The 15,959-nt window shown below is 59.6% G+C and carries 16 protein-coding genes; 9 read left to right on the forward strand and 7 right to left on the reverse strand.

Annotation, left to right across the window (positions count from 1 at the left end; genetic code table 11):
* The first annotated feature begins 83 nt into the window (after positions 1–83).
* The 3 genes from AEAC466_RS25875 to AEAC466_RS25885 all read left to right on the forward strand — a co-directional run bounded on the left by AEAC466_RS25875 (position 84) and on the right by AEAC466_RS25885 (position 1,858).
* Positions 84–839 (forward strand): YebC/PmpR family DNA-binding transcriptional regulator, encoded by a 756-nt coding sequence (locus AEAC466_RS25875; protein ID WP_023456634.1) that lies wholly within the window; start codon positions 84–86, stop codon positions 837–839.
* A gap of 73 nt (positions 840–912) precedes the next feature.
* Positions 913–1,317, forward strand: a complete 405-nt coding sequence (locus AEAC466_RS25880) for a TM2 domain-containing protein (RefSeq protein WP_023456635.1) — start codon at positions 913–915, stop codon at positions 1,315–1,317.
* Between the two features lie 148 nt (positions 1,318–1,465).
* Positions 1,466–1,858 carry a hypothetical protein gene (locus tag AEAC466_RS25885; RefSeq protein WP_023456636.1) on the forward strand — a complete coding sequence of 131 codons (393 nt, stop codon included), beginning with the start codon at positions 1,466–1,468 and terminating at the stop codon, positions 1,856–1,858.
* Between the two features lie 137 nt (positions 1,859–1,995).
* On the opposite strand, the gene AEAC466_RS25890 is transcribed toward AEAC466_RS25885, so the two are convergent.
* The gene (locus AEAC466_RS25890) at positions 1,996–3,378 is read right to left on the reverse strand and encodes a hypothetical protein (protein ID WP_023456637.1); all 1,383 of its coding nucleotides are present in this window, start codon (positions 3,376–3,378) and stop codon (positions 1,996–1,998) included.
* 151 nt (positions 3,379–3,529) lie between these two features.
* Positions 3,530–4,918, reverse strand: a complete 1,389-nt coding sequence (locus AEAC466_RS25895; RefSeq protein ID WP_023456638.1) for a tetratricopeptide repeat protein — start codon at positions 4,916–4,918, stop codon at positions 3,530–3,532.
* 430 nt (positions 4,919–5,348) lie between these two features.
* Here AEAC466_RS25895 and AEAC466_RS0121970 point away from each other — a divergent pair, with 430 nt between their 5' ends.
* Complete coding sequence (locus tag AEAC466_RS0121970; RefSeq protein WP_369794475.1) at positions 5,349–5,858, forward strand: GAF domain-containing protein; 510 nt, start codon at positions 5,349–5,351, stop codon at positions 5,856–5,858.
* A 144-nt stretch (positions 5,859–6,002) separates the two neighbouring features.
* Complete coding sequence (gene ettA, locus AEAC466_RS25900) at positions 6,003–7,670, forward strand: energy-dependent translational throttle protein EttA (protein ID WP_023456640.1); 1,668 nt, start codon at positions 6,003–6,005, stop codon at positions 7,668–7,670.
* Between the two features lie 73 nt (positions 7,671–7,743).
* On the opposite strand, the gene AEAC466_RS25905 is transcribed toward ettA, so the two are convergent.
* On the reverse strand, positions 7,744–9,102 hold the full coding sequence (locus tag AEAC466_RS25905) for a S41 family peptidase (RefSeq protein ID WP_023456641.1): 1,359 nt from the start codon (positions 9,100–9,102) through the stop codon (positions 7,744–7,746).
* Positions 9,103–9,247: 145 nt separating this feature from the next.
* Here AEAC466_RS25905 and AEAC466_RS25910 point away from each other — a divergent pair, with 145 nt between their 5' ends.
* Positions 9,248–9,706, forward strand: coding sequence for an Lrp/AsnC family transcriptional regulator (locus AEAC466_RS25910; RefSeq protein WP_023456642.1), 459 nt, complete (start codon positions 9,248–9,250; stop codon positions 9,704–9,706).
* A gap of 48 nt (positions 9,707–9,754) precedes the next feature.
* Here the strand turns inward: AEAC466_RS25910 and AEAC466_RS25915 are convergent, their stop codons facing one another.
* From AEAC466_RS25915 to AEAC466_RS43580, 4 genes are all read right to left on the reverse strand, one after another.
* Positions 9,755–10,543 (reverse strand): GIN domain-containing protein, encoded by a 789-nt coding sequence (locus AEAC466_RS25915; RefSeq protein WP_023456643.1) that lies wholly within the window; start codon positions 10,541–10,543, stop codon positions 9,755–9,757.
* A gap of 10 nt (positions 10,544–10,553) precedes the next feature.
* The gene (locus tag AEAC466_RS25920; RefSeq protein ID WP_023456644.1) at positions 10,554–11,114 is read right to left on the reverse strand and encodes a DUF1700 domain-containing protein; all 561 of its coding nucleotides are present in this window, start codon (positions 11,112–11,114) and stop codon (positions 10,554–10,556) included.
* Between the two features lie 3 nt (positions 11,115–11,117).
* Positions 11,118–11,474: a PadR family transcriptional regulator gene (locus AEAC466_RS25925; RefSeq protein ID WP_023456645.1), complete on the reverse strand. Its 357-nt coding sequence runs from the start codon at positions 11,472–11,474 to the stop codon at positions 11,118–11,120.
* Between the two features lie 273 nt (positions 11,475–11,747).
* Positions 11,748–13,553 carry a hypothetical protein gene (locus tag AEAC466_RS43580; RefSeq protein WP_155913459.1) on the reverse strand — a complete coding sequence of 602 codons (1,806 nt, stop codon included), beginning with the start codon at positions 13,551–13,553 and terminating at the stop codon, positions 11,748–11,750.
* 196 nt (positions 13,554–13,749) lie between these two features.
* Here AEAC466_RS43580 and ruvC point away from each other — a divergent pair, with 196 nt between their 5' ends.
* The 3 genes from ruvC to ruvB are packed head-to-tail and all read left to right on the forward strand — an operon-like array spanning position 13,750 to position 15,915.
* Entirely contained in the window at positions 13,750–14,259 is a 510-nt protein-coding gene (ruvC, locus tag AEAC466_RS25940) for a crossover junction endodeoxyribonuclease RuvC (RefSeq protein WP_023456647.1), read from the forward strand.
* Entirely contained in the window at positions 14,256–14,864 is a 609-nt protein-coding gene (gene ruvA, locus AEAC466_RS25945; protein ID WP_023456648.1) for a Holliday junction branch migration protein RuvA, read from the forward strand. The genes ruvC and ruvA overlap by 4 nt, the downstream gene beginning before the upstream one ends.
* 16 nt (positions 14,865–14,880) lie before the next feature.
* On the forward strand, positions 14,881–15,915 hold the full coding sequence (gene ruvB / locus AEAC466_RS25950; protein WP_023456649.1) for a Holliday junction branch migration DNA helicase RuvB: 1,035 nt from the start codon (positions 14,881–14,883) through the stop codon (positions 15,913–15,915).
* The last annotated feature ends 44 nt before the right edge of the window (positions 15,916–15,959 follow it).

Consider the following 15,959-nt stretch of genomic DNA (forward strand, 5'->3'; position numbering starts at 1 on the left):
GCCTGTTTTACGGCGTATCTTATTGATCATGCAGGACGGTAGTATGGCCGCAGGCCGAAGACCTGACCTGTGAGGGAGTTTTCATGGCCGGCCATAGTAAATTCAAGAATATCATGCACAAGAAGGGCCGCGCCGACGCCGCGCGGTCCAAGTTGTTTTCCAAGCTTTCGCGTGACATCACCATCGCTGCGAAGATGGGCATGCCCGATCCGGCGATGAATTCGCGTCTGCGCCTGGCTGTGTCGATGGCCAAGGCCGAATCAATGCCGAAGGACAATATCGAACGCGCCATCAAGAAGGGGGCGTCCGGTGAAGCCGACAACATGGAAGAAATCCGCTATGAGGGGCGTGGCCCCGGTGGCATCGGCCTGATCGTCGAAACCCTGACCGACAATCGCAACCGGACCGCTGGTAATGTCCGCTCCTTCTTCAGCAAGTTCGGCGGTCAACTGTCGGATACCGGTTCGGTCAGCTTCATGTTCGACCACCTGGGCGAAATCAAGTATCCGCTAAAGGCTGGCGATGCCGACACCATCATGGAAGCAGCCATCGAGGCCGGCGCGCAGGACGTGGAGACGGATGACGATCCGGAAGATGGCGGTCACACCATCTATACCGCCTTCGAAGACCTCAATGAGGTGGCGGAAAGCCTGACCAAGTCTCTGGGCGATCCGAAATCGACCGGTTTCGTGTGGAAGCCTCAGGCTCTGACGCCGATCACAGGTGACCCGGTTCGCACCCTGATGAAGCTAATCGATGCGCTGAACGACGATGACGACGTCCAAAATGTCTATGGCAATTTCGACATCTCGGACGAAGATCTGGAAGCGTTGGGCTAGCTCTATAAAAAGTTGCGAAAAATATCCTGATTGTGTAGGCAGTCAGGGTATTCTTTTATTATGGGGGCACGACATGCAAGGTACCGTACTTACGTTTCAACCAGAGACCAATACCGGGTTGATCAGCGGCCATAACGGTGAGCGCTATACGTTCAGCCTGATTGAATGGCAATCGCGCGACAAGGCGCCGCGCGAAGGAATGATGGTTGATTTCGAGATCGACGACAAGAGCGCCAAGCAAATCATAGTTATGAAAACGGCGCGTACCGGCAATAAATCCCGTGTTACCGCACTTGTGCTCGCCTTCTTCCTCGGTGGCCTGGGCGCGCACAAATTCTACCTCGGTCAGACCGTGTGGGGCGTTATCTACCTGCTGTTCTTCTGGACCTGCGTTCCGGCGATCGTCGCCTTCGTCGAATTTCTTATCCTGGCGTTCAGCACCGACGCAGCGTTCGACGCCAAGTACAACAACACCTGATCGGATTGTTGTCTGTTGTGAGCGTGTCGGATGGGTAACGCGTACTCCGACATTGCTCGCGCGAACAGATTCAACACTTTGCTTATTCACGGGACTGTGCGATTATCGCCGTTAACCATGTATTAGCACCTGGAAGGTGGGGGACTAGATGAAACGGTCGATCGTTATTTTGGCGGGACTCGGCGTCATTGGCGTGAGTCTGAGCGGTTGCGAAAGCTATTACGGTCAACGCTATCGCACCAGCTATGTCGATGTCCGGACCCAAAAGGAAAAGGCCGACCAGTGCGTTGCCGCGTTTGAACCGGATGGCAAGGCGCCGCAGGTCATGACCTACGATTCAAACACCAAGACGGAAGTCCATGTCAATCAGGATGGCCGTCGCGTCGACGTTACCGCCCAGAATGCTCAGGACAATACGTCGCTTGGTATGGGCGGTAAGGTTGGCGGTAAAATTCCAGATGCCTGCACCGATGCCGATCCCAATGCTTTGCCGGCCATTCGCAAGCGTCCCGACTATCACCAGAGTTGGGATCACAATTAGACGCTTTTCTGACTGAGATATAGAAAACCCGGATGGCGACATCCGGGTTTTCGTTTTCCCGGGTTTTCGTTTTCATCGTACATAACAAGAAGCCCCGACAGCGTACCGTCGGGGCCTTTGATCTAAGCAGGTGTTTGTTACGGTTTCGCGGGATTGCCGGAATTAAGCGCTGTATAAGCCTTGGGCCCCTCGGCGGACGCGACATTGACGCGCGGCCAGTATTGATCGAACAGGTATTGATCCTCTGCATCGCCTGGCACATCGAATTCAGAGCCCTTGTACCAAGGCGTACAGGTCCGCTCCGACGGATCGATAGCACCCCATTTCAGCGTCGGGCACCCGGCACCGTTTGGATCGACCTGGTTATCGACGGCACGAACTTCACCGCGACTGGATGCCAGAATGCCCGCCGTGCGAACATTCGCGATCTTGTTGCGGCCGATAAAGGCCGTACCGCGATCGACATTGATGCCGATTTCACGGGAAATGATGGTGTTTTCGATGATCCGTGTGCGGTTCAGTGACGACTGGACGCCATGGTCGCTGCGGGAAATCAAGGTGTGAGAGAGCAGAGCCTCACCCGCGCCGTCAAGGTGGATACCTTCGGCGAAGTACAGCACCTTCATGTCGTTCATGGTCAGGATCGACCCGGCGCTGTCCAAGCGAATATCGAGGCCGACGGCGCCGTCACCCCGTTCAAAGCCATGCCAATCGGCGAGTTGCTGAACGCTGACGCCCAGAATGGAAGAATCGCCCGCCAGGACGGCGTACAGGCCGCCAGCCGTCGTAGCGATTTCCGAATTCTCAGCATAAAGGGCGGCATTATTGACCGCCACGGCGACCGAACGCGTCTTGGCGATGACATGGGTCGCCTCGATCAGGTTCAGACGGCCGCCGGATTGATGCACGGCGGCGTTATTGCCTTGATAGCGGATTTGCGAGTTCTGAATGGTCAGTTCACCGCCCGCACCTTCGACGCACGCGGCTTCTTCGCCGCGCGGGCTGGAGAAATAGACGTCTTTCAGAATCACCTTGTCAGCCTGGGGCGAAATGCGCAGGCAATTCTGACCGGTCGGGGCGACGAGGACGGGAATCTGCTGCGGTCCATACCCTTGCCCCACGATCGTGATCGAGCGCTTGATATCGAGGCTGGCGACGCAGGAGCGGTTCTTCGCCTTCAGATACAGCACGCCGCCGGACCGGATGCTGTCGGCCACGCGTTCGACATAGCCCGGGCTAGCGCGGTCGCAATCGATCACGGCATCATAGCGATTGCCGCGATAGCCATAGTAGCGGCCGTCGTTGCGATAGTGGCGTTGGCCGCCACAGGACCGCAATTGTGCGTCAAGCAGCATGCCGAAGCACGGACGAATGGTCGCGTTGACCCGGGCGGCATTATTGCTTTGATAGCCGTCGGCGGCTGCGGTTTGCGGCAGGACGACGGTCAGCAATAACGCCGCGAGGCCGAGACCGAGGGCCTCGCCTTTCGAATTGTCTTGGCGGTCTTTACGCATCCACATGCTTGTTTTCCTTGGACCCCGGACAGCCCTCAGGACGGCCCGACAAACTCTGCTTCCAGAACATTCCCGGTCGCTCTGACCGGAAGAACGCTTTAGACTTTTGTTTTATGCGCGTTTTCCGGAAAGCTTGTCGCGCCTTCCGGAAAACGCTTTAGCTTTCAGGCGTACGCGAAACCTGGGCGAGAACCGCCTGGAGGCGACCGGCCGACGGCTTGAATCCGGCCAGCGCCGCGTCAAGCTGCATCACCACCGCCTCTGCCTTGTCCTGATCAGCCACACCTTTAAGACCAAGGTCAAAATAGGTGGACATGGCGTAACGGGCTTCGGGCGATCCCTGTCTTTCGGCCTGCTGATACCAATAGAAGGCGCGGGCATAATCGACTTCGACGCCAACGCCTTCGGAATACATGACCGCCAGGACCAGTTGCGAGCGCGAATCCCCGTTGACCGCCGCCATTTGAATGGCGCGCAGGGCATCGGTATCCGTAAAGCGCTCGCCGCCTGGACGGCCCGTCATGTTACGCAGGCCGGCAATCGTCTGCTTCGGCACTTCGTCCGGTGACAGGCAGGCCTCATGCAGCAGGTTGAGATAGTCGAGAGCGCGTACGACATGAATGAAGGGGAGTTCGCGCAGTCGCGACAAGGCGTATGAGGCGCCATCGTCCGGACGACTTTCATCCGAATGCGGCACACCGCCCCCAGGCGCCTCTGGCGGATAAAATTCATATGGCGACACCCACCGGCGGGCCTTGGTTTCGACGAAGGAGGCGTAACGGGCGCGCGACGGTGCCGATTTTTCGAAATCCTTCAGCAAAACATAGGCGCCGACATCGCCGGTTTCCGAAGCCTTGTAATTGTAGAGATAGGCATCGACGTCCGACCGTTCGAACAAGGTGCGGACATTGGAGGCGCCGTAGCGCTGACCGCGCATCATCGCACGAATGGCCTGAGGGTTGTCGGCCGGTTCGCCCATCGGGCCATACTGATCGTCATACAGGCGACCCAGCGTACGGAAGCCTTCTGCCCCCAAGGTCGATTGAATATAGATCACCCGGTCGCGCACCTTGTCGCGTTCGCCGGAGTCCATCATCGACAGCTCATTGTCGAGCATACGGTAAGCGCGTTCCCGTTCGAAGGCGCGGCATTTGTCGTAACGCGACGCCAGCACGCCGCCGCGCGGGTCCATAGCGCGGCTCATGGGAGCGTAGCCCTGTTGATTGGCGAGCGCCATGACCAGCCAGACCGAAGATTCGATGTGGTCTTCCAGGTTCTTGTCGCTGGTGTCGGTTGCGGCATAGCGACTGGCCAGCTCAAGCTGTGCGAAGAAATCATTGGCGAAGGCAAGGTGGCGGTAATAGCGGACTTCGCGTTCCTGGCCGTTGAAGCCCTGTGTCTGGAAAGGCGCGGGGGGGCGAGGGCAGGCGTAATTGCCGTCGATCCCCGCTTTCCTGCCGTTCAGCCAGGGCCAGTCGCGAACATCGCAACCCGACAGGGATACTGCGGCGCAGAGACCAGCCGCCAGCGCCGTCCATGATCGCATGGACGCCTTCTGGCTTTTGAAGACCTTCCCAACAGCCCCCCCAAGGGTGCGCCAGGCGGATCTGGTCTGATCACATTCTGACATCAGGTATCGCTCCGACACTGTCGGCAAAAATATGGTTAATACGACTACTGTTAAGGATTATGAAGACTGTCAAGCTTTGGCCCCCCGAACACCTGCATGCAGAACTAAATCTCGATAAGCGTTGCCAGATTGTCGCGCCGAAACGCGAAAGCCCCTCGTAACCCGTACCCCGTGCCAATCGAACGCGCACGTTTGCATCATGCGTCAAAAGCAGTAGCTTGGCCAGAGAAAAGTGTTAATAAAGCCGCCCTTGCCGTCGCTTTCGCGCCCGTTTCTCGCTATGCGTGCCAAAGCGCGCACCATCGCCGGACAAATACGCCTGTTGGGCGAATATCAGGAGACAATAGTGAGCTATATGGTTAATTCATCCTCGACAATGCTGTCTAAAGGCGAAAAATATCAAGAAGTTATAAGGGATGTTCTGGCGGTTCTGGACGGTGAGCCTGATGTAACCGCCCGCATGGCCACTTGTGTCAGCCTGCTCAACCAGGCCTTCGACGCTTGGTTCTGGACCGGCTTCTATGTCGTGGACAAGGTTAAGAAGGCCGCCGGTATCGACGAATTGGTTGTCGGGCCTTACAATGGCACGCTGGGGTGTCTGCGCATCGCCTTCGGACGCGGGGTTTGCGGCGCTGCGGCAGCTACGCGGACAACGCAGGTCGTGCCCGATGTCCATCAGTTCAGCGATCATATTGCCTGCGATTCGCGGTCCAATTCCGAAATCGTCGTGCCGGTGTTTGACAAGAATGGCGAATTGATTGCGGTCTTCGATTCCGATTCCGAAAGCTTCGGCACCTATGACGACGAAGACGCGGCCAATCTCAAAAAGCTGATGGCGGCGGTTTTCTCTATCTGAATTCGGCGGCCCCATTAGGCCTGGTTGCGTAACGCCGGGCAAAACAATCGTGGCGCGCCGCCGTTTCGCCTTGAGCTTTTCCGGCTTAACGGCTAAACCCCTGCGACCTCAAGACATTGCATTTTATGAAGGGCGCACCTCTCCATGGCGCAACAGTACATTTTCCAGATGCAGGGCCTGACCAAGCATTACCCGGGCGGTAAGAAGGTCTTCGAAAATATCTGGCTCAGCTTCTATTCCGATGCCAAAATCGGCGTCGTCGGTGTCAACGGCTCGGGTAAGTCCACCCTGCTGAAGATCATGGCTGGCATCGACAAGGAGTTTTCGGGTGAGGCTAAGGCCGCCGAAGGCACCAAGATGGGCTATCTGGAGCAGGAGCCGCACCTCGACGACAGCCTGACCGTGTGGGAAAACGTCATCGCCTGGTGCGAGGAGAAAAAGACGTTCGACCGCTTCAATAAGGTGGCCGAACTGATGGGCGAGGAATATTCCGACGAGCTCATGGACGAAATGAACAGCCTGCAGGAAAAGATCGATGCGGGTGATTTGTGGGATATCGATAGCCGCATTGAAATGGCGATGGACGCTCTGCGCTGCCCGCCCAACGATGCCGGCGTAACCAAGCTGTCCGGCGGCGAAAAGCGTCGCGTCGCCCTGGCCCGCCTGCTGCTGTCGAAGCCCGACATGCTGCTGCTCGACGAACCGACCAACCACCTGGACGCGGAATCGGTTGCCTGGCTTCAGCACCACCTGGAAAATTTCCCGGGCTGCGTCATCCTCGTCACCCACGATCGTTACTTCCTCGATCAGGTTACCAAGTGGACCCTGGAACTCGACCGCGGCAAGGGCGTGCCCTACGAGGGCAACTATTCCGGCTGGCTGGAGCAGAAGCAAAAGCGCGTGGTTCAGGAACAATCCGAATCCGAAGCGCGCCAACGTGCCCTTACCAAGGAACTCGAATGGGTCCGCTCCGGTGCCAAGGCGCGTCAGGCCAAATCGAAGGCCCGTCTGGCGGCATATGATGACATGGTGCGCGAACAGGAAAATTCGCGCGCGGCGCAAAGCTTCGCCACCATCCAGATTCCGCCCGGGCCGCGCCTCGGCAACGTCGTCATGGAAGTGACCGGACTGGAAAAGGAATTCGGCGACAAGCTTCTGTTCAAGGATCTGAGCTTCCGCCTGCCGCCCAACGGCATCGTCGGCGTCATCGGGCCCAACGGCGCCGGCAAGTCGACCCTGTTCAAGCTGATCACCGGCCAGGAACAGCCCGACGCCGGCACGATCAAGCTCGGTGAAACGGTGAAGCTTGCCTATGTTGACCAGTCGCGCGACGATCTGAACCCGACCGACACGGTCTGGCAAGCCATTTCTGGCGGCACCGACATCATGATTGTCGGCAAGAAGGAAATCAATTCGCGCGCCTATGTCGGCGGTTTCAACTTCAAAGGCGGCGACCAGCAGAAGAAGGTGGGGCTGCTGTCCGGCGGTGAGCGCAACCGCGTGCACCTGGCCAAGACCCTGGCCGCCGGCGGCAATGTCATCCTGCTCGACGAACCGACCAACGACCTGGATATTGAAACACTTCAGGCCCTGGAAGAAGCGCTGGAAGAATTCGCCGGTTGCGCCGTCGTCATCTCCCACGACCGTTGGTTCCTTGACCGTCTGGCCACGCACATCCTGGCCTTCGAGGGCGATAGCCACGTCGAATGGTTCGAAGGTAACTTCGAAATGTACGAAGAAGACAAGAAGCGCCGCCTCGGCACGGATAGCTTGATCCCCCATCGGATCAAGTTCCAGAAGTTCACGCGCTGATCGCTGGCAATTGGTGCAAATAAAGCCGGGTCATTTACATGGCCCGGCTTTATTGTATCGGGATATCCGATGATTACTTAGCCAGAACTGGGGCGGGATCGACGCGGTCGATGCGGTCGAAGAGGGCTTGGAGGCTTTGGGCGTGACGGGCGAAATCCGGACCGTATACATCGACGGCGATATCTGGTGCGAATCCTGTGCCTTCCGCCCAGTAGCCGTCCGCGGTTTTGTAGATTTCCGCTGAAAGTGTGAAGCGCCAGCCGTCCCCCAGCGGCTTTTCGATCCGGTCGGAAAGTGCGCCACGGGTCGCGGTGCCGACCTGAACAACCTGGGGCAGGGCTTTCATATAGGCGGTGAAGGTCTCGCCGGAACTGACGGTGATGTCGCTGGTTACCAAATAAACGGGACCGAGATAGCGCGGACGATCCGATGGCGACAGATAAAAGGGTTGAGGCGCGGTTTGCGGGCTGCCCGCCGGCTGTTTTGTGTAACTCAGTGTTTTTTCGGAGGCAAACCGCTGGGCGATTACGCGGGCGATCGCGTCGTAGCCGCCGCGGTTGTTGGACACATCGACGACGACCGCCTTGGCGCCCGCGAACGCTTGCATGGCCTCGTCCAAGGTCGCGTTCAAGGCCTCGGTATCCCACGGCGCGGCCTTTTCGTCGAACCCACCCATGGTCAAAACATTCAGATAGCCGATATCGCCGACACGGCCCCAGAACAGGCGCGAATTGCCGGCCTGATGGCCCTTACCCTTGAGAAGATCTGTCAGGATGCCCGTGCGCCAAGCATTTAGCCAAACCTTGACGGCGGCGGGACCGGTCTTTCCGTCTAGCGTCAGAGCACCGACGGCCTTGAGCGTGCGCGCTTCGCCGGGGTCCAATTCCATCGGCTTGCCGTCCACCGTGCCATTCAGCTTGCTGTGCGGGTCGTCAAGCGCCGCGAAGATCCGTGACAGGCCGTCCCAGACCTGTGCGTCGGTATCAAAATGCGGATATACCTTACGCACGCCGGCGATCAGAGCTGGCCAATCGACGTTGCGCCGTTCGAATGAGGGATACCACGCCGTCAGAGTGGCGGTGGCGAACTGGAAGCGCATCTCTGGTGTCAGCGGCGTCTGATGGGCGCAGGCTGGAGGCAGGGCGTCGGTACGGCTGGCCATATCATACCACAGGCCGAACTGTTCGTCTGGATCCTCTTCGGGCCGCCCGTCGCGCAAGCACAGGCCGCCGGCTTCATGATAAAGGCTCAGGCGGGATGGCGTAATCGCCAGGATGTAGCCGTAGCCTTCCGAGCGCCAGATGCCGGTGATCTCCGCACTATAGCCCGCTTCCGTCTTAACAGGCTGAAACGTCGCGGGTGTTTCAGCGCAAACAGCGCCTGCGTCGAGGCAAAGGCTCAGCGCTACAATAAAAAGCGCGCGTCTGATCATGCTATCCCCCTTTAAAGCCCCTTTTCAAGGAAGCAGATTAACAGACTGTCCATTGTCATGTTCGGCGTTTTTCGTATCTGTAACGCACGAATACGCCATGATATATGACATTCATTGCGTATTTCGCCACATGGGAGTTCACTGCTTGGATGATTTTGACCGCAAGCTACTGGATGCCGTCCAGGTTGATTGCAGCTTGTCGCATGCCGAACTGGGCCGTCGCGTATCGCTGTCAGCGTCGGCCGTCCGCCGCCGACTGGCCGCGTTGAAATCCCAGGGTATTATCGCGGCGGAGGTGGCCGTGTTGGGCCAAGGCGCCGAAACGGGGATCACGGTTGTCGTCGCCGTCATTTTTCATCAGGAAACCGTTGAAGGCTATGCGGCCTTTCGCACTCGGATGCTTCAGGATGAGCGTGTGCTGCAATGTTATTCGGTGGCGGGCCAGTCCGATTTCATGCTGGTGGTGGCGGCCGCGAGCCCGCCCGACTATGAAGCCTGGGGTGAAAGGGTATTGATGGCCGACCCCGTCGTCCGGCGTTATGACAGCTTCGTGGTCTGGTCGACGACCAAGTTCATTACGCGACGGCCCTTGTTTGGCACATAAAAAAAGCGCCGATGTTGCCACCGGCGCCGATCTCGCGATGAAGCGGCCTCAGTTGTCGTCGCCATCCTGATCGACCGATCCGGAGCCCGAAATGGTCGTATCCAGCTTGGCCGGCTTGGTGGCCAGATCGACATTACCCGAGCCGGAAATATCGATCTTGGCATTGCCGGTGGCGAAAATGTCGGCATTGCCCGAGCCGCTGACCGTGACGGTCGCATCCTTGGCCTGCAGGGCGGCCAGGTCGGCATTGCCATAGCCCGACAAATTGACCTTTAAGGCGTTCGTCTTGCCCACGGCATCGATCGAGCCGCTGCCGGAGAGGATGACATCAAGGGTAGGCTGGTCGTAACCCCGGATGCGCAGGTTGGCGTTGCTGGTCAGTTCGAACCGCTTGACCGACGGTGTCGTGATGGTGATACGCGCCTCCTGGTCGTTGGACTGAGTGTCCCAGCCATCACGGGTCCAACTGACGCGCACGATTTCCTTATTGCTCTTGTCCAGTCGGGTCAGCCGACCGTTTTCCACCTTGATGCGATCGATTAGGGACTGCGGCCCGGAAATGCTGACCGAAGCGGTGGCGCCTTGGGTGTATACGACGTCGGCGGGAAAATCGACGGCGAGAAGATCACCGCCGGTCCATGGCAGATCACGTGTCACTGTCGGTTCGACCTTGGCGTCGGCACCATTGGTGTAGCGCATATGATGGCCATCCTTGATCATTGCCCAGGTCCAACCGGTGGTGTCGACCTGATGACGGATAAGGGCGGCGGCGGCGGCGATGCAGACCAGCGATGCAATAAGTGCCACGCCGGAAAAGAGGAAGAGTTTGCGGATCATGGTCGGTTCCTTAAGACTCGAGGGCGGGTTTGAGCACGCGGTAGTGCAGACGGGCGAACCAGACCAGGCCGTTGACCAGCCAGATGGTCAGGGCCAAAGCGAGCGCGCCGATGGCGGCAGACCCCAGCATCACGCCGCAGCCAGCCAGAAGTGAGGCGAATACGCCACCGGGCAGACCCATGAACGGACCCGCCGCGAAGAGGGTGCCGCCGGCGATAAAGGCGCCGATGGCGGCGGCGAAGATGCCGATCAAGGTCCCGAATACGCCGCCGGCCAGCGGCAGCAGCACCAGGATATCGAGAGCGCCTAAGCCCAGTATGCCGATAATGGCCGTGGCAGCGGAGGATGGCGTCTTGGCCTCGTCCCAGCTTTTTACGCCGGCTTCGGCGCGCAGTTCGCGGGCCAGGCGGGTCGGGTCGCCCAGGGCTTCGGCCACTTCGGATTCGTTACGTCCGGCCGCGGCGGCATCCTTGAAGTGCGCCTCGTAGTCGGCCATGATTTCCTTAAGGGTCGCCGGCGGCAGGCCTCTCAGGCCCTGGCACAGCTTGTCGAGAAATTCGATGCGGGTCATGGATCAGGCCTCTTCAACGGTTGTGGGCTGGGTTTGGGGGAGGGCATCGAGCAGGGCGTCCACCGCGCCGGCAAAGCCGCGCCATTCAGTGGCTTGGGCCGCCAGCGCGGTGCGACCCGCGTCGGTCAGTTTGTAATATTTGCGGCTGGGGCCGGCAGGGGATTCCACCATATAGGTGGCAACCAGACCATCCGACTGCATGCGGCGCATCAGCGGATAAATCGTGCCCTCACCCATCCCGATGGCTTCGGACAGGTGGCTGGCGATCTCATAGGCGTAGCTTTCGTTGCGCGCTAGCACCGCCAGCACGCATAGGCCGAGAACGCCTTTTTTGAGTTGAATATCAATGGTTTCAGGCATCTCGTTTCCTTTGACGCGCTTCGAATGTGTCGCGGCCGGGGAGGAGACCGCTTGCTTATTGAATATGGCAAGCTACCTTTCTATGCAAGGTATATATCATTAAATAGTAGTAAGGTTGCCGCAAGGCCTTTACCATAAGGGAGTCTGAAGACATGGCGACACCATCGCCAGACACAGAAGCTGTGCGGCGTCGCTGTCGCGTCATTCAGTCTTTGTAGGGGGCTCGGCGCGGTTAGCCCACGTGGAAGACGCAGTCGCCGCGCGATAAGTTTTTTAGGCCATATTGAAGCGCTGGGCGTCTTTCAAGGCGTTTTCTGCCATGGCGCGCAGACCCGCATGGTCCGGCTTCATGGCGGACAGGTCGGCGAAGACCTGCTGGGCCTTCTTGTACAGCGGACCGGCCTGATCGTAGGCCCCTTGCATCTCGCGGGCCTGGGCGAAGCGCGCCAAGGTAAGGGCGTAGGTCGATCGGACGCCGACATCGTCGGGCCGAAGATTGGCGTTGGTTTCGTGCAGACGGCTCAATTCTTCCAGAGCATCACCGGCCGCCTTGGCGTCCCCGGCCTTCAGCTTGAGGTCGGCATAGGGTGCCAGCAATTCGGCGCGTGTAGCCGGATCGCTAATAACGCCCAATGCCCGGCTGATGACGGGGGGCTGCTTTACCGTGTCGCCGGCCATCTGATAGCGGCGGGCGAGATAGAGGTGGATGTTGGCATCCGATGGATCGAGTTCCGACACATGCTCATAGGCAGCCATCGCCTTGGTGTCGTCGCGGCCCATATGCAAGGCGCCGGCAATCCGCCACAGCTCGGCGGCGCCAGCATGGTTGCCGGCAACGGCGAGTGCGTCGGCATGATTAGCCAGGGCTGTTGAGGCAGCAGACAGATCGCCCGACGCGATCAGCTGAAAGGCGCGGACAGCCTGGGGCGACTTGTCATAATAGAGATGCGATATCCGCGTGCGCAATTCATCGGCGGCGATAGCGCGCGTGGCGTCAGGCCAGACGGAAAGAGCTGTCTGGACGGCCTGTCGGATTTCGGCTTCGTCGTCGATGACGGCCGGTTCGGCAATTGCGGGCTGAGCGAAGGCCTCGGTGGGGATTGGCTCAGCGGGAGTAGGCATAGGGAAAGCCGTGGCCGGCATGACGTCGTCGACGACTTCCGGTGCAACGGGGGGAACGTCCGTGACCACTGGGTGGCCGGTTATATCGCTTTGCGGTGCGAAGCGCATGGCGGAATTGATGACCGCATTTATGTCGCCCGGTGGCGCCTGGGTGACCACGTCCGGCGTTTCACGCAGCAAGGCGGCTTCGAGCGGGTCGTGAGGGGCCTCAACGGCCGTCTCGGTACGCAGCGGGATGATTTGCGCCGTCGGTGAGGTGATCTGCAGGCCATGCGTTTCGGAAAGCGCGGCGGCGGAATCGAACATAGGCACTTCATCGAACCGGGGCGCTTCGTCTGGCGCGACCGTTTCAGGCTGACGGGTCATGAAAGTGTCAGAGGCGTTATCGGAAAACGCGGCATGATCGGTGAAAATGGCGGGTTCCAGAGATTGGACGCCGTGGACTTCGCTGTCATGGTGCTGAAGCGGCTGTACCGGAGTCTCGACCCCGGTATGGGTTTCCATAAATGGCGGTTCCGCCGCCATGGGGCGGGACTCCGCACCGTATGACTGCATGCCGATGGTTTCAGCCGTGAAGCGCAGATTGCCGCGGCCGTCGCTGGCGCGCGTGGCGGTCTGGATGTCGATGGCGGGCGCTGCCTCCAGCTCGATATCGGCCGGCAGGGAGGGCTGGCTGCGACGTTTGGGGGCACCGGCCGAAAATAGGCTGCGGAATGTGCCAATCAGGCCGATGACGAATAGGAAAATACCGGCGGCGAATAAAGCGGCCCACAGGGGCGAAATGCGTGCCTGGTCGATCCAGTCTTCGATATGCGGATCGTACAGGGGGGCATCACCCTTATAGAGGGCAAATGCGGCCAAGCCCATTGCCAGAACGGTCAACATCAGGAAACCGGCCGGGCCGGTTTTACGCCGCTCCACAACACCCTCTCCATAAGACGTAGTCGAACTGCTCATACGGCCCCCGCAACGCTAATCTTGACAAAACATTAACCTCAGCTTTCGCCTTATGGCAAATCTTTACTGGCAGACCTGTGCCAGAAAGGCGAAATTTGAGCGCTACAGCGGCGGTTGTGCAACTTTTCGGCCAAGGCGGTGCCGCGGCCGCGTGAAAGGCTTGCACGAGCAGAAGGTTGCGGATACAAGCGAACATATGAAGAACGTAGTGCGCATATTGGGGCTCGATCCCGGCCTGAGGCGGCTGGGATGGGGGGTGATCGACGTCGAAGGTGCGCGCCTGTCGTGGGTGGCGCACGGGGTCATAGAGCCGCCAACCGACCTCGATATGTCGGTGCGTTTGCTCCATCTCTTTGACGAATTGACCGCCGTCATCGCCGAATGGACGCCGGATGAAACGGCGATCGAAGAAACCTTCGTCAATATGAACCCGTCATCTACGCTGAAGCTGGGTCATGCACGGGCGGCCGCCATGCTGGCCGCGGCAAAATCTGGCTTGTCCGTGGCCGAATACGCGGCGCTTGACATCAAGAAGTCTGTGGTCGGTGCGGGACGGGCGGACAAGGATCAAATTCTTTTCATGATCAAGCGCTTGCTGCCCAAGGCGAGCGGTGTCATGAAGGCAGACGCGGCAGATGCCCTGGCCTGCGCCATAACTCATGCGCACAAACGAAAAATGAATAGCTTAAAGAGGGCCTTGGCGTGATAGGCAGACTGCGTGGCATATTGCTTGAAACCACGGACGAAGACGTTCTGATCGAATGTGCCGGCGTCGGCTATATTGTGCGATGCGGAGTGCGGACCATCGCGGCTCTGCCGGAATTGGGAGCCGAGGTTATCGTCCACATCGATAGCCAGACGCGCGAGGACGGCACCCGTCTTTATGGCTTTCTCAACAAGGACGAGCGCAAGGCGTTCGAGGCCTTGCAAAGTGTGCAGGGCGTGGGGCCAAAGGCGGCCCTGGCTGTGCTCGATGTCCTCACCCCGCAGCAACTCGCCCAAGCCGTCGCGCATGAGGACAAGACCGCCGTATCGCGGGCATCGGGCGTCGGACCCAAGCTGGCACAGCGCATCGTTATCGAACTGAAGGGCAAGGTGCTGATGAGCGCCGAATTTGGCCCGATCGTGACGGCGCCGGCGGGCGTGGCAGTCAGGACGACCGTAAATGGCGAAGCCGTGGCGGGCCTCATGGGGCTCGGGGTTTCGGAACAGCAATCGCGCATCGCCGTTGAATCGGCGGTGAAGCAATTGGGGCCAGAAGCGGAATTGGCGGCGGTTATTCGCGCCTCGCTGAAGGCTTTGGGCAAGTAGTGGGCGGGCAAGTAGCATGGCGCGATTGATTTCAGGCGAATCTGACAACGATTTCGAAGAGCGCGCCCAGGACCGCGCCCTGCGGCCGCAAACCTTCGACGACTTCGTCGGCCAGGCGCCGCTTAAGGCCAATCTGAAGGTGTTCGTCGCGGCGGCGGCGACGCGCAAGGAGGCGCTCGATCACGTCCTGTTCTACGGGCCGCCGGGATTGGGCAAGACGACATTGGCCCAGATCGTCGCCCGGGAATTGGGCGTCGGGTTTCGCGCCACGTCTGGGCCGGTCCTGGCGAAGGCGGGGGACCTGGCGGCGATCCTGTCGAACCTGGAGCCCAATGACGTCTTGTTTATCGACGAAATTCACCGCCTCAACCCGGCGGTGGAGGAAATCCTGTATCCGGCGATGGAGGACTATGTCCTCGATCTGATTATTGGCGACGGTCCTGCGGCGCGCACCGTACGTATCGATCTGGCGCCCTTCACCCTGGTGGGCGCGACGACGCGTGCGGGTCTGTTGTCCACGCCCTTACGGGATCGCTTCGGCATTCCGCTTAGGCTGGAATTTTACACTCCGGAGGAATTGGTGCGTGTCGTCATGGGCACCGGGCGCAAGATGGGCGCCGTTGTGTCCGAGGACGGCGCTCTGGAAATTGCGTCACGCTCGCGCGGCACGCCACGCGTGGCTGGCCGGTTGCTGCGTCGGGTACGGGACTTCGCCCACGCAGAAGGCGCTGAGATTATCGACCGGAAGGCGGCGGCCAAGGCGCTGGCCCGTCTGGAAGTCGATGCGGTCGGCCTCGATCATTCCGACCGTCGCTATCTGACAGCGCTAATTGAAAACTACGGCGGTGGTCCAGTCGGCCTGGAAACCCTGTCGGCCGCGATTGCGGAAGCCAAGGACGCGGTCGAGGACATGATCGAGCCGTATCTGCTCCAGCAAGGCTTTATCCAGCGTACCCAACGCGGTCGGACGGCCTGTGCGCGCGCCTATCTGCATCTGGGCCTGACGCCACCGGCGCAACCGCCGTCATCGCCGGACCTTTTTGACAGCTAGATTGCACAGATAATCGTGGCAAGACGCGCTTAAAAGCAAGGAAG

Source organism: Asticcacaulis sp. AC466, from assembly GCF_000495815.1.
GTDB lineage: Bacteria > Pseudomonadota > Alphaproteobacteria > Caulobacterales > Caulobacteraceae > Asticcacaulis.